At 72.7% G+C, this 15,152-nt stretch carries 15 protein-coding genes; 6 read left to right on the top strand and 9 right to left on the bottom strand.

All coding sequences use genetic code 11. The features are described from left to right. Positions 1-23 precede the first annotated feature (23 nt). Positions 24-827 (bottom strand): lysophospholipid acyltransferase family protein, encoded by an 804-nt coding sequence (locus ACIO9J_RS19955; protein ID WP_402000778.1) that lies wholly within the window; start codon positions 825-827, stop codon positions 24-26. 175 nt (positions 828-1,002) lie between these two features. Here ACIO9J_RS19955 and ACIO9J_RS19950 point away from each other — a divergent pair, with 175 nt between their 5' ends. The 4 genes from ACIO9J_RS19950 to ACIO9J_RS19935 all read left to right on the top strand — a co-directional run bounded on the left by ACIO9J_RS19950 (position 1,003) and on the right by ACIO9J_RS19935 (position 4,260). Further along, positions 1,003-1,782, top strand: coding sequence for an alpha/beta hydrolase (locus ACIO9J_RS19950; RefSeq protein ID WP_402000775.1), 780 nt, complete (start codon positions 1,003-1,005; stop codon positions 1,780-1,782). Next, positions 1,775-2,434 (top strand): hypothetical protein, encoded by a 660-nt coding sequence (locus ACIO9J_RS19945; RefSeq protein ID WP_402000773.1) that lies wholly within the window; start codon positions 1,775-1,777, stop codon positions 2,432-2,434. The genes ACIO9J_RS19950 and ACIO9J_RS19945 overlap by 8 nt, the downstream gene beginning before the upstream one ends. A gap of 208 nt (positions 2,435-2,642) precedes the next feature. Continuing rightward, positions 2,643-3,263: an RNA polymerase sigma factor gene (locus ACIO9J_RS19940; protein ID WP_402000770.1), complete on the top strand. Its 621-nt coding sequence runs from the start codon at positions 2,643-2,645 to the stop codon at positions 3,261-3,263. After that, positions 3,256-4,260, top strand: coding sequence for a CU044_5270 family protein (locus tag ACIO9J_RS19935; protein ID WP_402000767.1), 1,005 nt, complete (start codon positions 3,256-3,258; stop codon positions 4,258-4,260). Before ACIO9J_RS19940 ends, ACIO9J_RS19935 begins: the two co-directional genes overlap by 8 nt. A gap of 24 nt (positions 4,261-4,284) precedes the next feature. Here ACIO9J_RS19935 and ACIO9J_RS19930 read toward each other — a convergent pair whose 3' ends face one another. The 6 genes from ACIO9J_RS19930 to ACIO9J_RS19905 all read right to left on the bottom strand — a co-directional run bounded on the left by ACIO9J_RS19930 (position 4,285) and on the right by ACIO9J_RS19905 (position 9,195). Beyond that, positions 4,285-5,049, bottom strand: coding sequence for an endonuclease/exonuclease/phosphatase family protein (locus ACIO9J_RS19930; RefSeq protein ID WP_402000764.1), 765 nt, complete (start codon positions 5,047-5,049; stop codon positions 4,285-4,287). Between the two features lie 104 nt (positions 5,050-5,153). Continuing rightward, the gene (locus ACIO9J_RS19925; RefSeq protein WP_402000761.1) at positions 5,154-6,107 is read right to left on the bottom strand and encodes an ROK family glucokinase; all 954 of its coding nucleotides are present in this window, start codon (positions 6,105-6,107) and stop codon (positions 5,154-5,156) included. Positions 6,108-6,159: 52 nt separating this feature from the next. Next, on the bottom strand, positions 6,160-6,645 hold the full coding sequence (locus ACIO9J_RS19920) for a DUF5304 domain-containing protein (protein ID WP_402000758.1): 486 nt from the start codon (positions 6,643-6,645) through the stop codon (positions 6,160-6,162). A gap of 34 nt (positions 6,646-6,679) precedes the next feature. After that, on the bottom strand, positions 6,680-7,840 hold the full coding sequence (locus tag ACIO9J_RS19915) for an ArsA-related P-loop ATPase (protein WP_402000755.1): 1,161 nt from the start codon (positions 7,838-7,840) through the stop codon (positions 6,680-6,682). A gap of 67 nt (positions 7,841-7,907) precedes the next feature. After that, on the bottom strand, positions 7,908-8,351 hold the full coding sequence (locus ACIO9J_RS19910) for an SRPBCC family protein (protein WP_402000752.1): 444 nt from the start codon (positions 8,349-8,351) through the stop codon (positions 7,908-7,910). A 73-nt stretch (positions 8,352-8,424) separates the two neighbouring features. Then, positions 8,425-9,195 carry a metallophosphoesterase gene (locus ACIO9J_RS19905; protein ID WP_402000749.1) on the bottom strand — a complete coding sequence of 257 codons (771 nt, stop codon included), beginning with the start codon at positions 9,193-9,195 and terminating at the stop codon, positions 8,425-8,427. 297 nt (positions 9,196-9,492) lie between these two features. Here ACIO9J_RS19905 and ACIO9J_RS19900 point away from each other — a divergent pair, with 297 nt between their 5' ends. Then, positions 9,493-11,289: an AMP-dependent synthetase/ligase gene (locus ACIO9J_RS19900; RefSeq protein ID WP_402000747.1), complete on the top strand. Its 1,797-nt coding sequence runs from the start codon at positions 9,493-9,495 to the stop codon at positions 11,287-11,289. 190 nt (positions 11,290-11,479) lie between these two features. Here the strand turns inward: ACIO9J_RS19900 and ACIO9J_RS19895 are convergent, their stop codons facing one another. After that, a complete protein-coding gene (locus ACIO9J_RS19895) occupies positions 11,480-12,622 on the bottom strand; it encodes a glycosyltransferase family 4 protein (protein WP_402000745.1) in 1,143 nt (380 codons plus the stop codon). Positions 12,623-12,749: 127 nt separating this feature from the next. Between ACIO9J_RS19895 and ACIO9J_RS19890 the strand changes: the two genes are divergently transcribed. After that, positions 12,750-13,988, top strand: coding sequence for a glycosyltransferase 87 family protein (locus ACIO9J_RS19890; RefSeq protein ID WP_402000743.1), 1,239 nt, complete (start codon positions 12,750-12,752; stop codon positions 13,986-13,988). On the opposite strand, the gene ACIO9J_RS19885 is transcribed toward ACIO9J_RS19890, so the two are convergent. Further along, entirely contained in the window at positions 13,945-15,147 is a 1,203-nt protein-coding gene (locus ACIO9J_RS19885; protein ID WP_402000740.1) for a hypothetical protein, read from the bottom strand. The two genes, ACIO9J_RS19890 and ACIO9J_RS19885, sit on opposite strands and share 44 nt — an antisense overlap. Between the last annotated feature and the right edge of the window lie 5 nt (positions 15,148-15,152).

The raw sequence follows: 15,152 nt of genomic DNA, 5'->3' as shown, positions 1-15,152 counted from the left end.
ACCCCGCCCCTGAACGGACGCGGCTAGGAGCCGGACCGTTCCTTGTCGCCGGCGTCCTCTGCGGCCGCCTCGGCTGCCTGGGCCTTCTCGACGGCCTTCTCCGCCGCCTTCTCGGCGGCCTTTTCTGCGGCCTTCTCCGCCGCCTTGGCCGCCTTGGCCTCCTCGGTGATCTGACGCTTGGCGGCCGTCGCGTACACGTCGACGTACTCCTGGCCGGAGAGCTTCATGATCTCGTACATGACCTCGTCGGTCAGCGCGCGCAGCACGAAGCGGTCCTGCTCCATGCCCTGATAGCGCGTGAAGTCCAGCGGCTCGCCGATGCGGATGCCGGGACGCATCAGCTTCGGCATCACCTTGCCGGGCGGCTGGATCTTCTCGGTGTCGATCATCGCCACCGGGAGCACCGGGGCGCCGGTGGCGAGCGCCACGCGCGCGAGGCCGCCGGGCTTGCCGCGGTAGAGCCGGCCGTCGGGCGAGCGGGTGCCCTCGGGGTAGATGCCGAAGAGCTCACCGCGCTCCAGGACCTCGATGCCGCTCTTGATGGCCGCCTCGCCCGCGCCGCGCGCGCCGGAGCGGTCCACCGGGAGCTGGCCCACGCCCTTGAAGAAGGCGGCCGTGAGCTTGCCCTTCACACCGGGCGTCGTGAAGTACTCCGCCTTGGCGATGAAGGTGACCTTGCGGTCGAGGACCGCGGGGAGGAAGAAGGAGTCCGAGAAGGACAGGTGATTGCTCGCCAGAATCGCGGGGCCCTCGGCGGGAACGTTCTCAAGGCCCTCCACCCAGGGCCTGAAGCCGAGCTTCAGGGGCCCTCCGATGGCAACCTTCATTGCGCCGTAGATCAAACCGAGTGCCTCCTGTGTCTGTGGATCAGACCTTAACCCGGGGGGCGGGCAATGGGCCCGACGACCCTGGTCGGTGTCAGTCCGGTCGCGTACGGTGAAGTACTCCTCGATTCGCGCTGAACCCCTCCCCTCTCACGAACTCTCACGAAGGAGACCGAAGGTGCCGGTCATCTCCGGAGCCGAGCCGTACCGCCACGAAGGCGGCGAGGTCGGCGTCCTCCTCTGCCACGGCTTCACCGGATCCCCGCAGTCGCTGCGCCCCTGGGCCGAGTACCTGGCGGAGCGCGGCCTCACCGTCTCGCTGCCCCTGCTGCCCGGACACGGGACGCGCTGGGAGGACATGCAGATCACCGGCTGGCAGGACTGGTACGCGGAGGTGGAGCGCGAGCTGCGCGCGCTGCTCGACCGGTGCGAGCGGGTCTTCGTCTTCGGGCTCTCCATGGGCGGCGCGCTCGCGCTGCGCCTGGCGGCCAAGCACGGCGACGCGATCAGCGGCCTGGTCCTGGTCAACCCGGGGAACAAGGTGCACGGCCTGGCGGCGCACGCGCTGCCGGTCGCGCGGCACTTCATCCCCAGCACCAAGGGCATCGCCAGCGACATCGCCAAGCCCGGCTCCGAGGAGATCGGCTACGACAGGGTGCCGCTGCACGCCGCGCACTCCCTGCGCCACTTCTTCCGCCTGGTCGACGCCGAACTGCCGCAGGTCACCCAGCCGTTGGTCGTGCTGCACAGCCCGCAGGACCACGTGGTGCCGCCCGCCGACTCGGCCCGTGTGCTCAGCCGGGTGTCCTCCAGGGACGTCCAGGAGATCCTGCTGGAACAGAGCTACCACGTCGCGACGTTGGACCACGACGCGGACCGGATTTTCGAGGAGAGTTACGCGTTCATCGGCCGGCTCGCCCCCAGCGTCGGTAAGGAAGGGACGGCCACCGGTGGCTGAGCACGAGGCGGACCGCGACGAGAGCCGCGAGGAGAGGACCCCCAAGGGCGAGGGCGGCGAGGAGCAGCCGCGCGAGCCCGAGCAGGGACCGGAGCAGACCGAGGCGCCCGACGACGGGCTGCCGATCGACGAGGACGCCGCCTGGCGGGCGATCGTCGCGGGGTACGGCGAGGAGCCCGCGGACCCGCCCGGCGCCAAGCCCTTCAAGTCGGTCGAGGACCTGGCCCTCCTGGAGCCGGAGACGAACGGCCCGGCGGGCGGCACCGGCAAGCAGGAGCCCGGCGCCAAGTCCGGCACCGACAAGCCGCTCGGCAGCTCCGTCTCCTTCGCGCCGGGCGTCGGCGGCCCGCGCGACTACTCCACGCCCGAGCCGTCAGAGGGCGACTTCGACGCGGACGACGAGGGCCACTTCGTACCGCCGGAGCCGCCCCCGCTGCCCGAGGCGGACGTGACGTCGAAGTTCGCCTGGCTGGCGGTGATCGGCGGGCCGCTGCTGATCCTGCTCGCCGTGCTGCTCGGCTGGCAGATGACGTGGTGGCTGACCACGCTCGGCGTCGGCGGCTTCCTCGGCGGCTTCGCCACCCTCGTGATGCGGATGAGCAGCGGGGACGACGAGGACGAGGACGACCCGGGGCGCGGCGCGGTCGTCTGAGCCCCTGCCCCTCAGCAGCGCCGAAGGGCCCGTCCGGACTTGCTCCGGGCGGGCCCTTCGCGTGTCACGGGCATCCCGCGGCAGCCCCGATGGAACCCGATCCCGGCGAGCGGCGAAGAAGGGGTGAACGGTCGGGGCGCACCGCCCGGACCGGGCATCCGAACGAGCCCAAGCCTTCGAGGCGTTCAGACGAACGAAAGGAGCCCCGATGACCGTCGACCCCGGTGTCCCCCTCCGCGCGGGCAGTCGCGAGCAGAGTGACGCCTGGTCCATCGAGCGGTCCCGGGACGAGCCCGAGCAGTTCGCCGTCCTCTTCGACCGGCATGCCGACTCCGTGTACCGGTACGCGGCCCGTCGGCTCGGTCCCGAGGCGGCGGAGGATCTGATGGCGGACACCTTCGCCACCGCCTTCAAGCAGCGCCACCGCTACGACCCGGCGCGGGCCGACGCCCGCCCCTGGCTGTTCGGCATCGCGACCAACCTCATCGGCAGACACCGCAGGGCCGAAGCCCGCCGCTTCAAGGCGCTGGCCCAGGTGCCCCCGCCGGTACAGCACGAGGAGCCGGTCGCCGAGCGCGCGGTCGCCAGGGCGGGGGCGCGGGGCATCCGCCGGGAACTGGCGGCGGCCCTTGCCTCCCTGTCCCCGCGCCACCGCGACGTGGTCCTGCTCGTGGCGTGGGCCGACCTCGGCTACGAGGAGGCGGCCCAGGCCCTGGGGGTGCCCGTCGGCACCGTGAGATCCCGGCTGCACCGGGCCCGCAGCACATTGCGCGAAGCACTGGGCGGATCCGATCCGACAGCTTTCCAGGAGGCACACGCCCATGAATGAGCTCGATGAACTGCGCGACTGGGAGGCGGGGGCACCCCCGCTGGACGACGGCACGCGCCACCGCGCGCGGGTGCGTCTGTTCGCCGCGATGAACGAACAGGACGCGCCGCCGCGTCCGCCGTGGCACCGCCGCCCGGTGCTGCGCATCGCCCTCGCGGGAGCCGTCGCGGCCGCCGTGACGGGCACGGTCCTGGTCGCGGTGGACAGCGGCGGTCAAGGGGACCCCCGCGCCAACCCGCCCGCGAGCAGCGCCCCTTCCATGCGTGACGTCAGCGCGCGCGCCGTGCTCAACGGCGCCGCGGCCTACGCCCGCGAGCACGAGAGGACCGTCGCCCCGCGCGACGACCAGTTCATCTACACGAAGGAGATCATCAAGGAGACCGAGAAGGGGACGGGCGAGGTCAAGCGGCACGTCGACGAGAACTGGCGCTCCGTGGACGGCTCGCAGCGCTCCTGGATCATGGAGATCGGCAAGGGCTGGTGGTCCGAACCGCTCAAGGAGAACGAGGGGATGTGGCCCCCGCGGGACTGGGGCACCCTCAAGAAGCTGCCGAGGGACCCGGAGAAGCTGATCCTCTCGCTGCTCCACAAGACGGGCCCGGACGACAGGAACGACTCCCTGGACGAGATCACCGACCAGGAGTGGTCGGACATCCACTTCAGCCTCGCCGGGCTCCTCAAGCTCGTCCCCGTGATGCCGGAGGGGCTGCGCCCGGCGGCGTACGAAGCGCTCGGCATGATCCCCGGAGTGAAGGCGGTCCCTGACCAGAAGGACGCGAAGGGCCGCACGGGCGTCGCGATCACCTACGACGACCCGACGCTGCCCGAGGGCTCGTCCGGCTACGGCGGCTTCTTCATCTTCGACCCGGAGACGTACCGGTTCCTGGGCTTCCGCGACATGCGCGCCTCGGGCGAGGGCAAGGCCATGAAGCAGTACGTCCAGCTCTCCTACCTGGAGAGCTGGGCGATCACCGACCGGGCGAAGCAGCGCCCGTGAGCGCCGCCGAACAGCCCATGATCCTCACTGGATAGGGGGAACCCTGAGGGCGGCCAGGACCGGAAGATGGTCCGTGGCCGCCCTCAGGTCCGCTTCCGTCACCCCGGGCAGGTCCAACGGCACGCCGCAGCCGAGGACTTCGATGCCGGGGGTGGCGAGGATCGCGTCGATGCGCTGGTGCGGGTCGGCGGGCGTCGAGGTCTGCTCGCCGCCCCAGGGCTTGACGGCCCAGCAGTCCCTGAGGGCCGATGCGAGGCGGCGGAACGTCCGTCCGTCGGGGCGTTCGTTGAGGTCGCCGCCCGCGACCGCGTGCTCCACGCCCAGCCCGGCGAGCCGGTCGAGGAGCAGCCCGCCGTGCGCGTACCGCTCGTCCTTCTGCAGGCTCAGATGACAGCTCAGGACGCCGATCCGGGCCCCGCCGAACCGTACGACGGCGGTGGCGAAGCCGCGCCGGTGCAGGCCAGGGGTGAGCGGGAGCAGCACGTCCTCGGTCCGCTCGACGGTCGCGCGCAGCGAGCAGAGCAGCGCGGGTCCCGCCGCGCTGCCGCCGCCGCTCAGGATCACCAGGTCGGCGGCGCGCGCGAGGCGGGCCAGCTTCTTGCGCCAGCGGAAGAAGCGCGGCGCCTCCTGGATCAGTACGAGATCGGGGGCGCAGGCGGCGATGACCCTGGCGAGTGCGTCGGTGTCGTCGCGCATCGAACGGATGTTGTAGCTGAGCACCCGGATGACGGCCGAACCGTCGGGCTCGGTGCGGGAGTTGGGAAGCGAGGAGGTCGAGCTCGTCGGCATGCCGATCAAGATACGCGAACGCCGGGCGGGCGGAGCATACTCAGCCCGCCCGGCGTTTGAGGACAAGCGCGCGGCGCGATCGACGGCTCTCCCCCGTCGCGGGGTCACATGACCGGATCGGGCTCCCGCGCCAGGTCCGCCGCGCCGACCAGGCCCGCCTTGTTGCCCAGCTGGGCGGCGATGACCTGGGCCTCGGGGCGCCAGTTGCTGCCCACCAGCCAGCGCTTGAAGGACTTGCGGATCGGGTCGAGGACCAGCTCGCCCTCGTCCGAGAGGCCGCCGCCGATGATGAACGCGGACGGGTCGAAGAGCGAGGCGAGGTCGGCCAGACCGGCACCGGCCCAGCGGGCCAGCTCGCGGTAGGAGTCGACCGCGACCGCGTCGCCCTGCCGGGCGGCCATCGAGATGTGCTTGCCCTCGATGCCGTCGGGGGTGCCGTCGCCGAGGGAGAGCAGGTACTCGGCGTTCTCCGGGGTGGCGTTGGCGCGCTGCTTCGCGTACCGCACGAGGGCGCGGCCCGAGGCGTACTGCTCCCAGCAGCCCTGGCTGCCGCAGCCGCAGAGCAGCCCGTCCGGGACCATCCGGATGTGGCCGAACTCGGCGGCCACGCCGAAGTGCCCGCGGCGCAGCTTGTTGCCGATGATGATGCCGCCGCCGAGGCCGGTGCCGAGCGTGATGCAGATGACGTTGCGGTGGCCCTTGCCGCCGCCGAAGCGGTACTCGCCCCAGGCGGCCGCGTTGGCGTCGTTCTCGACGACGACCGGCAGGCCGACGCGCTTCTCGACCTCGTCCTTGAGCGGCTCCTGCCGCCAGTCGATGTTCGGCGCGAAGTAGACAGTGGAGCGCTGGCGGTTGACGTAGCCGGCGGCGCCGATGCCGACGCCGACGATCTCGTGCCCGGCCCGTGCGCCCTCCACGGCGGAGGCGATCGCGTCCACGATGGCCTCGGAAGTACCGGGGGTCGGCACCTTGAAGGTCGAGAGGATGTTGCCGTCCTCGTCGACCACGCCGGCCGCGATCTTCGTGCCGCCGATGTCGACGCCGATGGTGAGTCCCATGAATCCCTCAGTTCGATCGAGCCCCGCTACGGCCCACCGTACCCGAGGGGGGTCAGTCCAGATCGATGTGTTCGCCGGACGCCGGCCCCTCCTCGGTGCGGCCGGGGCGGTCGTCGCCGCGCGCGCCGCCGCGTGCGCCACCGTCCGCCTCGTCGCCCCGGGTCCAGCGGCCCTCCTGTCCCGTGACCGCCGAGCGGTAGGCGGCGAGCAGCTCGGAGCCCGCCGCGGCGAGGTGGTCGAAGACGTCGGGGTTGCGCTCGATGACCGGCTCGACGACGGCCTTCGCCTCTCTGACGACCTGCTTCAGGGTCTGCTCGACGGCGCCCTGCGCGACGGCGCCGAGGAGCGGCGCCTGCAGCCCGGAGAGCTTGTCGGAGACGGCGTCGACGAGCTTGCGCAGCTCCTCGGCGGCCGACCCGGGCGGCGGGCCGTGCTGCGCGCGGCGCCGGGCCTTCTCCGCCGCGAGGTCCTCGGCGCACGCCTTCTCCCAGGCGTCGGCGTCGACTTCGGGGGCTTCCCGCTCGGTGGCATCGCTCATGTCTTACGACGTTACCCGAATGGCGGTAGACCGTTCACCGCTCGCGCGGCCACAGGTCCGGGTCGGGCGTGAACCGCACCCGCAGCTCGCCCTCGCGCAGCCCGGCGCCCGCGACGGTGCAGCGGCGCAGCGCGGACGGCAGGGCCACGATGCGCCGGAAGGGACCCGCGGTGACGATGAGTTCGTCGCCGCGCCTGATCAGGCCGAGCTCCTCGCGTACGACACCGGGGAGCGGGATGTGCCATACGTACACGCGCTCGCCGTCGTCGGCACGGTCCTCGGTGACGGGCCACTGGACGGGGCCAGGTGCGGCGTCCGGCGCGGGCACCCCGAGGGCGGCGATCTCGTCGGCGCCGCGCGGGTCGCGCCCGAGGTGCGGGACGGCGAGGACCCTGTCGTACGCCGTCTCCCACTCCGCGAGCGTCTTGCGCTGCTGGGCGCAGAGCGCCGCGAGCCAGGTGTCGGCGCTGTCCTCGGGCAGGAGCCGGTTGGCGATCACGAGGTCGGTGCGCAGCCCGTGCAGGGCGAGGCCCGTGGTGGCGGCGCGCAGCGCGTCGGCGCCGCCGGGGCCGGGCTCGGCGACCAGGTGGACGGTGGTGTCCCCGGCCTCGACCAGGGCCTGGACGGCGGCGAGTTCGTCCTCCCAGCGGGCCGCGGTCTCGTACAGCCAGGTGGCCGGCATCGGGACGCCCGCGAGGCGGCCGAGCATCGGGCGCAGCGCGCGGGCCGCCTGCCGCTCGGGCGGGAGCAGCCGGCGCAGATAGCGGCGCAGCTGCTCGGGCAGGGCGAGGGCGGCGAGTGCCTTGGGGGCGGCGGGCAGGTCGACGACGACGGTGTCGTACGTCCCCTCGCGGGCGGCGTCCCGCAGGGCGCGCAGCAGGGCGAGCTCGTCGCCGCCGGGCAGCGGGGTCAGTTCCTCGCCGTCGAGCCGGTCGGCGCCCAGCAGTTCGAAGACGGATCCGGCCCGCTCCTGGAGGGCGGCCAGGTCGTCCCTGAACCGGTCGTCGGGGGTGAGCCGCAGCGCGGTGAGGCCGGGGTGCGCGTCCGGGGCGCCGAGCGCCGCGCCGAGGGTGTCGGTGCGGTCGCCGGAGATCACCAGGGTCCTGCGGCCCGCGCGGGCGGCGGCGAGCGCGGTGGCGGCGGCGAGGGTGGTGCGCCCGGCGCCGCCGGGCCCAGTGACGAGGAGGGTGCGCATAAGAGTGAACGGTACGTCAGCGGGCGGGGCCGCCCGCGGGTGCCCGACGGACGGCCGACCTGTGGGATCAGGCCTTGGGCCCGTCCTCCACGCGCTTCTTCAGGCCCGCGAGCGCCCGGTCGATGATGACCTTCTCGGCCTTGCGCTTGATCATCCCGAGCATGGGGATCTTGACGTCGACGGTGAGCCGGTAGGTGACCTCGGTACCGGCACCGGCGGGCGCCAGGAGGTACGAACCGTCCAGCGAGCGCAGCATCTGGGACTTGACGAGGGTCCAGCTGACCTCGTTGTCACCGGTCCAGGTGTAACCGAGCGTCTGGTCGTCCTTGATCGCGCCCGCGTCCATGACGAGGCGGACCTCCTTGGCACGGCCCTGCTCGTCGGTGGCGAGTACGTCGGCCTCCTTCACCTCTCCCGTCCAGTCCGGGTAGCGCGCGAAGTCGGCGATCACCCCCATGACCTCGGCCGGTGCCGCCTCGATCGTGATGCTCGAGCTGGTGTGTTCGGCCATGGCCGTGGCTCCTCCAGATGCGGTCCGGGATGCGGTGATGCGTACCGCGTGAAGGCTACCGCGCGCCGGGCGCTCACCACTCCAGGGCCCAGGGCCTGCCCGACCCGGCGAAGTGCCCGACGTTCACGCACTCGGTGGCGCCGATCCGCATGCGCCGGACCAGCGGCTGGTGCACATGACCGAAGAGCGCGTACTTCGGCCGGGTCCTGCGGACGGCGTCGAGCAGCGCGGCGCTGCCCCGCTCGAAGCGGCGCGCCACGGTGTCGTAGAGGAGCTCGGGGATGTCCGGCGGAATGTGCGTACAGAGGACGTCGACCTCGCCGACGGCCTCGATCTTCGCCGCGTACTCCTCGTCGCTGATCTCGTAGGGCGTCCGCATGGGGGTGCGCAGGCCGCCACCGACGAAGCCGAAGACGCGGCCGCCGATCTCCACGCGCTCGCCGTCCAGGACGGTGGTGCCGGGCCCGGCGTACTCCGGCCACAGGGTCGGCATGTCGACATTGCCGTAGGTGGCGTACGTCGGGGTGGGGAAGGCCGCGAACATCTCGGCGTACTGCTTGCGGACCGCGCGCTCGATCGCGGGCCGCCGGTCGACGCCCGCCCAGAGCTCCGCGCCGAACGCCCTGGCCTCGTCGAAGCGGCGTGCGGTGCGCAGCTCCACCAGGCGGCCCGCGTTCTCCGCGCCGAACAGGTCGGGGAAGATCCCGCGCGAGTGATCGGCGTAGTCGAGGAAGAGCACGAGGTCGCCGAGGCAGACCAGCGCGTCCGCACCCTCGCCCGCGCGGGCGAGGTCCGCCGCGTTGCCGTGCACGTCACTGACCACGTTGACCCGGAAAGCTGGCATGCCGATCACCCTAGGACGGCCGCCCGGCGGAGGGTAGGGGCCTGGGTCAGCGGCCGGACCTGCGGTTACTTCCGAGTCGGGAAGACGGTGGCGTACTGTGCGATTCAGACCACAACGACGTGTGACGCACCGAACATCTGGCCCTGCCCCCCTACCGAACAAGCCATACCGATGGGTAACGTCCGGGCAGTCCAGTAGTGCTCAGCCCTCCCCCGCTCGAGCACCTGCCCGATCTTGGACCGCACCGTCGCAGCACACAACGTCGTGGCGCCGGCGCCCTATGTAGGAGCAGCAGTCTTGCGCGAGTTCAGCCTTCCGGCCCTGTACGAGGTCCCTGCGGACGGCAATCTGACCGACATCGTCCGCAGAAATGCCGCGCAGCACCCGGATGTCGCCGTCATCGGACGCAAGACCGAGGGCCGCTGGCAGGACGTCACCGCCAAGACCTTCCTCGCCGAGGTGCGCGCCACCGCCAAAGGGCTGATCGCCTCCGGCGTCGAGGCGGGCGACCGGGTGGGCCTGATGTCCCGCACGCGCTACGAGTGGACCCTCCTCGACTTCGCCATCTGGTACGCGGGCGCGGTCACCGTGCCGGTGTACGAGACCAGCTCGGCCGAGCAGATCCAGTGGATCCTCGGCGACTCCGGCGCCGTGGCCTGCCTCGTCGAGCTGGACACGCACGCCGAAGCCGTCGAATCCGTGCGCGACCGGCTGCCCGCCCTCGCGCACGTATGGCAGATCGACAAGGGCGGCGTCGACGAGCTGAACCGCGCGGGCGCCGACGTCACGGACGAGGCCGTCGAGGAGCGCGGCGCGGTGGCGGGCGCCGACGACCCGGCCACCATCGTCTACACCTCGGGCACCACGGGCCGCCCCAAGGGCTGCGTCCTCACGCACCGCAGCTTCTTCGCCGAGTGCGGCAACGTGGTGGAGCGCCTCAAACCCCTGTTCCGTACCGGCGACTGTTCGGTGCTCCTCTTCCTTCCCGTCGCGCACGTCTTCGGACGGCTCGTCGAGGTCGCCGCGCTGATGGCGCCGATCAAGCTCGGCCACGCGCCCGACGTCAAGAACCTCACCGACGAGCTGGCGTCGTTCCGGCCGACCATGATCCTGGGCGTCCCGCGCGTCTTCGAGAAGGTCTACAACTCGGCGCGCGCCAAGGCCCAGGCCGACGGCAAGGGCAAGATCTTCGACAAGGCCGCGGACACCGCGATCGCCTACAGCCGCGCGCTCGACACCCCCGCCGGGCCCTCGCTCGGCCTGAAGATCAAGTACAAGGTCTTCGACAAGCTGGTCTACAGCAAGCTGCGCGCGGTGCTCGGCGGCCGCGGCGAGTACGCGATCTCCGGCGGCGCCCCGCTCGGCGAGCGCCTCGGCCACTTCTTCCGCGGCATCGGCTTCACGGTCCTGGAGGGCTACGGCCTGACCGAGTCCTGCGCCGCCACCGCCTTCAACCCCTGGGATCGCCAGAAGATCGGCACGGTCGGCCAGCCGCTGCCCGGCTCGGTCGTGCGGATCGCCGACGACGGCGAGGTGCTGCTCCACGGCGAGCACCTCTTCAAGGGGTACTGGAACAACGAGGGCGCCACCGAAGAGGCCCTGGCCGACGGCTGGTTCCACACCGGCGACATCGGCACGCTCGACGAGGACGGCTATCTGCGCATCACCGGGCGCAAGAAGGAGATCATCGTCACCGCGGGCGGCAAGAACGTCGCCCCCGCCGTGATCGAGGACCGCATCCGCGCGCACGCCCTGGTCGCCGAGTGCATGGTCGTCGGCGACGGCCGCCCCTTCGTGGGCGCGCTGATCACCGTCGACGACGAGTTCCTCGGCCGGTGGGCCGCCGAGCACGGCAAGCCCGCCGACTCCACGGCGGCCTCGCTCCGTGACGACGCGGATCTGCTCGCGGCGATCCAGAGCGCGGTGGACGACGGCAACGCGGCGGTCTCCAAGGCGGAGTCCGTACGCAAGTTCCGGATCCTCGGGTCGCAGTTCACGGAGGAGTCGGGCCACCTGACGCCTTCGCTGAAATTGAAGCGGAATGTGGTGGCCAAGGATTACGCGGACGAGATCGAGGCGATTTACCGCGGGTAGCGTTGGCGGGGGCGCCCACTCGCCGTGGGGGGGGCTCCTTGTGCGCGGGTGCGGGTTCGTCGTGGTTGCTCGCGCAGTTCCCCGCGCCCCTAAGGCGGCGAAGCCGCCCCTTAGGGGCGCGGGGAACTGCGCGGCCAGCCAGAGACGACGGAAAGCCGCCAACGAACCCCACGCGGCAGCCCAGTAGGCGTTACAGCAGACCCCTGAGGCGCTCAGCCAGCAAGTCCCAGCGCCACCGTTCCTCCACCCACTCCCGGCCCCGCGCCCCCATCCGCGCACGCAACTCAGGATCGGCGAGCAACGCGACGATCCGGTCCGCCGCCTCCTCGGGGGCGCCGCCGCGGACCACCCAGCCGGTCTCGCCGTCGAGCACCGCGTCCGGCGCTCCGCCGGAATCGCCGGCGACAACCGGAATGCCCGTCGCCGAGGCCTCCAGGTAGACGATGCCGAGGCCCTCCACGTCCAGGCCGCCGCGGCGCGTCCGGCAGGGCATGGCGAAGACGTCGCCCGCGCCGTGGTGCGCGGGGAGTTCCTCCCAGGGCACGGCCCCGGTGAACACGACGGAGTCGGCGACGCCGGTCTCGGCGGCGAGCTTGCGCAGGTCCCTCTCGTAGGGGCCGCCCCCGACGATCAGGAGCACCGCTTCGGGCGACCGCGCCAGGATCCGCGGCATGGCGAGGATCAGCGTGTCCTGGCCCTTGCGCGGCACGAGGCGCGAGACGCAGACGACCACGGGGCGGTCGGTCAGGCCGAGCCTGGCCCGCACGGCGGCGCCGCCCGAGTCGGGGTGGAAGGTCTTCTCGTCGACGCCGGGCGGCAGTTGGACCATGCGGCCCGCGGCGGCGGGCGTCAGCGCGGGGGCGATCCGCGAGCGCGTGTACTCGCCGAGGTAGGTGATCGTGTCCGTCGACTCGCCGATCCTGCGCAGGAGTTGGCGCGACGCGGGCAGCTGGGCCCAGCCCGCCTCGTGCCCGTGCGTGGTGGCGACGAGGCGCGTCGCGCCCGCCTTGCGCAGCGCGCCGCCCATCAGGCCGAGCGGCGCGGCCGCCCCGAACCACACCGACGTACAGCCGTGTTCCCGCAGCAGGGAGACCGCGCGGCGGGTGACGCGCGGGGTGGGGAGCAGCATCGTCGTGGGGTCGCGTACGACCTGGAAGGGCTGCTCGGCGTCGAAGGCCGCGGTGGCCTCCGCGCCCTCGCGGCCGCGCTTCCAGGTGGAGGCGTAGACGACGAGCTGCTCCGGGTCCAGGCGCAGCGCCATGTTGTGCAGGAACGCCTGGATGCCACCGGGCCTGGGCGGGAAGTCGTTCGTGACGATCAGGGTCTTGTGCATCGCGCCCGACAGTACCGAAAGCCGTCGGCACGCACCGCATGGCCCAGCCTCTTCGCCCTCGGCGGGTCACCCCGGCATCATGTCGTCCTGAATCACGATGAAGTATGCGAAAAGGGGCGAGGCACGCATGGCGCGCATCCTGACCGTCTGGGTCCTGACCAGGACCGTCCTGCTGCTCTGCGTCTTCCACGTGGTCACGGCCCCCGGCCCGGACGTGACGAGCGACGTCTCCGTCATCTACCAGGGCTGGTACGAGGTCCTGCGCACCGGCACCTTCCCGCTCGACGACGTCACCTGGCAGTACCCGCCCGCCGCCGCCCTCGCGGTCCTCTCCCCCGCCCTGCTGCCCTTCCTGAGCTACGAGGCGGCCTTCTTCGTGCTCTGCCTGCTCGCCGACGCCGCGGTCTGCGGGCTGCTCCTGTACGCGGGCGGGCGGCCCGGCAAGTCGCCGCGGGGCGCCTGGTTCTGGGTGGTGGGCGTGGCGCTGCTCGGGCCCATCGTGTACGCCCGCTACGACGTCCTGGTGACCGCCGTCGCGGTCGCCGCCCTGCTCGCGGGGGTCCGGCACCCGCGCGTCATGGGGGCGCTCGCCGGGTTCGGCGCGCTGCTCAAGGTGTGGCCGGTGCTGCTGCTCGTCGGCACCCCGCGCGGCCGGGCCACCCGCCGCGCCTGGACCGCCGCCGCGGGCACGGGTGCCGGGATCGCCCTGACGTTCCTGGTGGCGATGCCGGGGGCGCTCGCCTTCCTCACCTTCCAGCGGGACCGGGGCACCGAGGTGGAGTCGCTGGGCGCCCTCCCCTTCCACCTCGCGCGGCACCTGGGCTGGCCCGGCGAGGTGCGGCTCAACTACGGCTCGGTGGAGTTCCTCGGCCCCCACGTCCCGCTGGTCAGCACGGCGGCGCAGGTCCTGTCGGCGGCCGCCTTCGGCTGGCTCCTGGTGTGGCGCCTGCGGGCCAGGGCCAGCTCGGCGAGCACCCTCGCGGACGCGGCGTTCGTGGCGGTGCTCCTGTTCACGACGACGAGCCGGGTGATCAGCCCGCAGTACCTGCTCTGGCTGATCGGGGCCGCCGCCGTCTGCCTGGCCTTCCGCACCAGCCGGATGGAGCTGCCCGCCCGGCTGGTCCTCGCGGCCACCTTCGTGACGTTCCTGGAGTTCCCCGTCTGGTTCTCGCACGTGGTGGCGAGCGACCCGCTGGGCATCGCGCTGCTCGTCGTACGCAACGGACTGCTGGTCGCGGCCGCGGTGCTCGCCTGCCGGAACCTGTGGCGGCAGACCGTGTCCGAACCGCGCGCCCAGGAGCGGCAGTCGATGCCGGGGCAGGTCAGCCGAGCTCCGAGCGCAGATACGTACGCCAGCGCGCCGTGAAGTCCTCCGGGGTGGTGTCCAGGACGTCCCGCATCGCGTCCTCGACCGCGCCCGCCCGCTGCTCGTGGTCGCCCACCGCGCGGTAGAAGTCCGTGAGCTTCCGCTCGCCCCACCGTTCCGCGATCATCCGGCAGGCCAGCCAGGCCCCTTCGTACGACTGCGCGAGCGCGTCCGCGTCGCCGCCGAAACCGAAGGCGTCGTCGTCGGGCAGCGCGCCCGGCACCCGCCCGTCGAGGACCGCGCGCCGCAGCTCGGGCGCGGCCTGCACCGCGGTGCGCCCCGTCTCCCGGTAGCCCACCCAGTCCGCGAAGCCCTCGGAGAGCCAGAGCGGGGTGGCCGCCGAGGTCTGTGCGCGGGTCGCGACGTGGGTCGTCTCGTGGGTGAGGACGACCTGCTTGCCGAAGTCGCCGAGGACGCCGTACGCCTCGGGGTTGACGATGACCCGGTCGGCGGGCGAGTTCCCCGAACCGCCCGCCTCACCCGTGGTGACCGCGGCGATCCCCCGGTACCCGGAGGCCGGCGCCCCCAGCAGCCCCGCCATCCCGTCCAGGGATTTGGGCACGAGGACCACGACCCGCTCCGGCCAGCGGCCCGGCCAGGCGTCGCGCACGGCGGGCACCGCGCGCTCGGCGATCTCGCGCTGGGCACGCAGCTCCGCGGCGCTCCTGCCGACGCCGAGCACCAGGCTGCGGCTGCCCCGCTCGGCCGTCACCCGCCCCTGGTCCCAGAGCTGTTCGCCGGACTTCTTCGCGGGCCGCTCGGCGGTGACGTACCACCGCCCGTCGTCCCGCTCCAGGGAGAGCGTGCGCGCGGCGGTGAGCGGCGCGCTGTCGTAGCCCTTGATGCGGTAGCGGAGCTGGACGCCCGCCGTGGCCCGGGTGCCCTCCTGGTCGAGGCGGGTCAGGCGGTAGGACCAGGAGGCCAGCGGCACCGCGCGGACGTTCTCGAAGAGGTCGGGGCCGCCGGCCGCCGTCCGCCCGGTCCGCTCGTACGCCTGTGCGTCCCCGGTCAGGACGGCGTGCGCCCGCTGTGCGAGCAGCGCCCGCACCTCGCGGCCCGCGCCGTCCGGCACCGGATCGCCGCCGCATCCGGCCAGCACGGCGAGGCAGAGCGCGAAGCACAGCGCCAGCGTCCCCGAACCACGTCTGTGACCAGCCACGTTCC

This window comes from Streptomyces sp. NPDC087300, assembly GCF_044744425.1.
GTDB lineage: Bacteria > Actinomycetota > Actinomycetes > Streptomycetales > Streptomycetaceae > Streptomyces.
The sequence above is the reverse complement of the archived record's forward strand: the minus strand, read 5'-3'. Positions and strand labels throughout refer to the sequence as shown.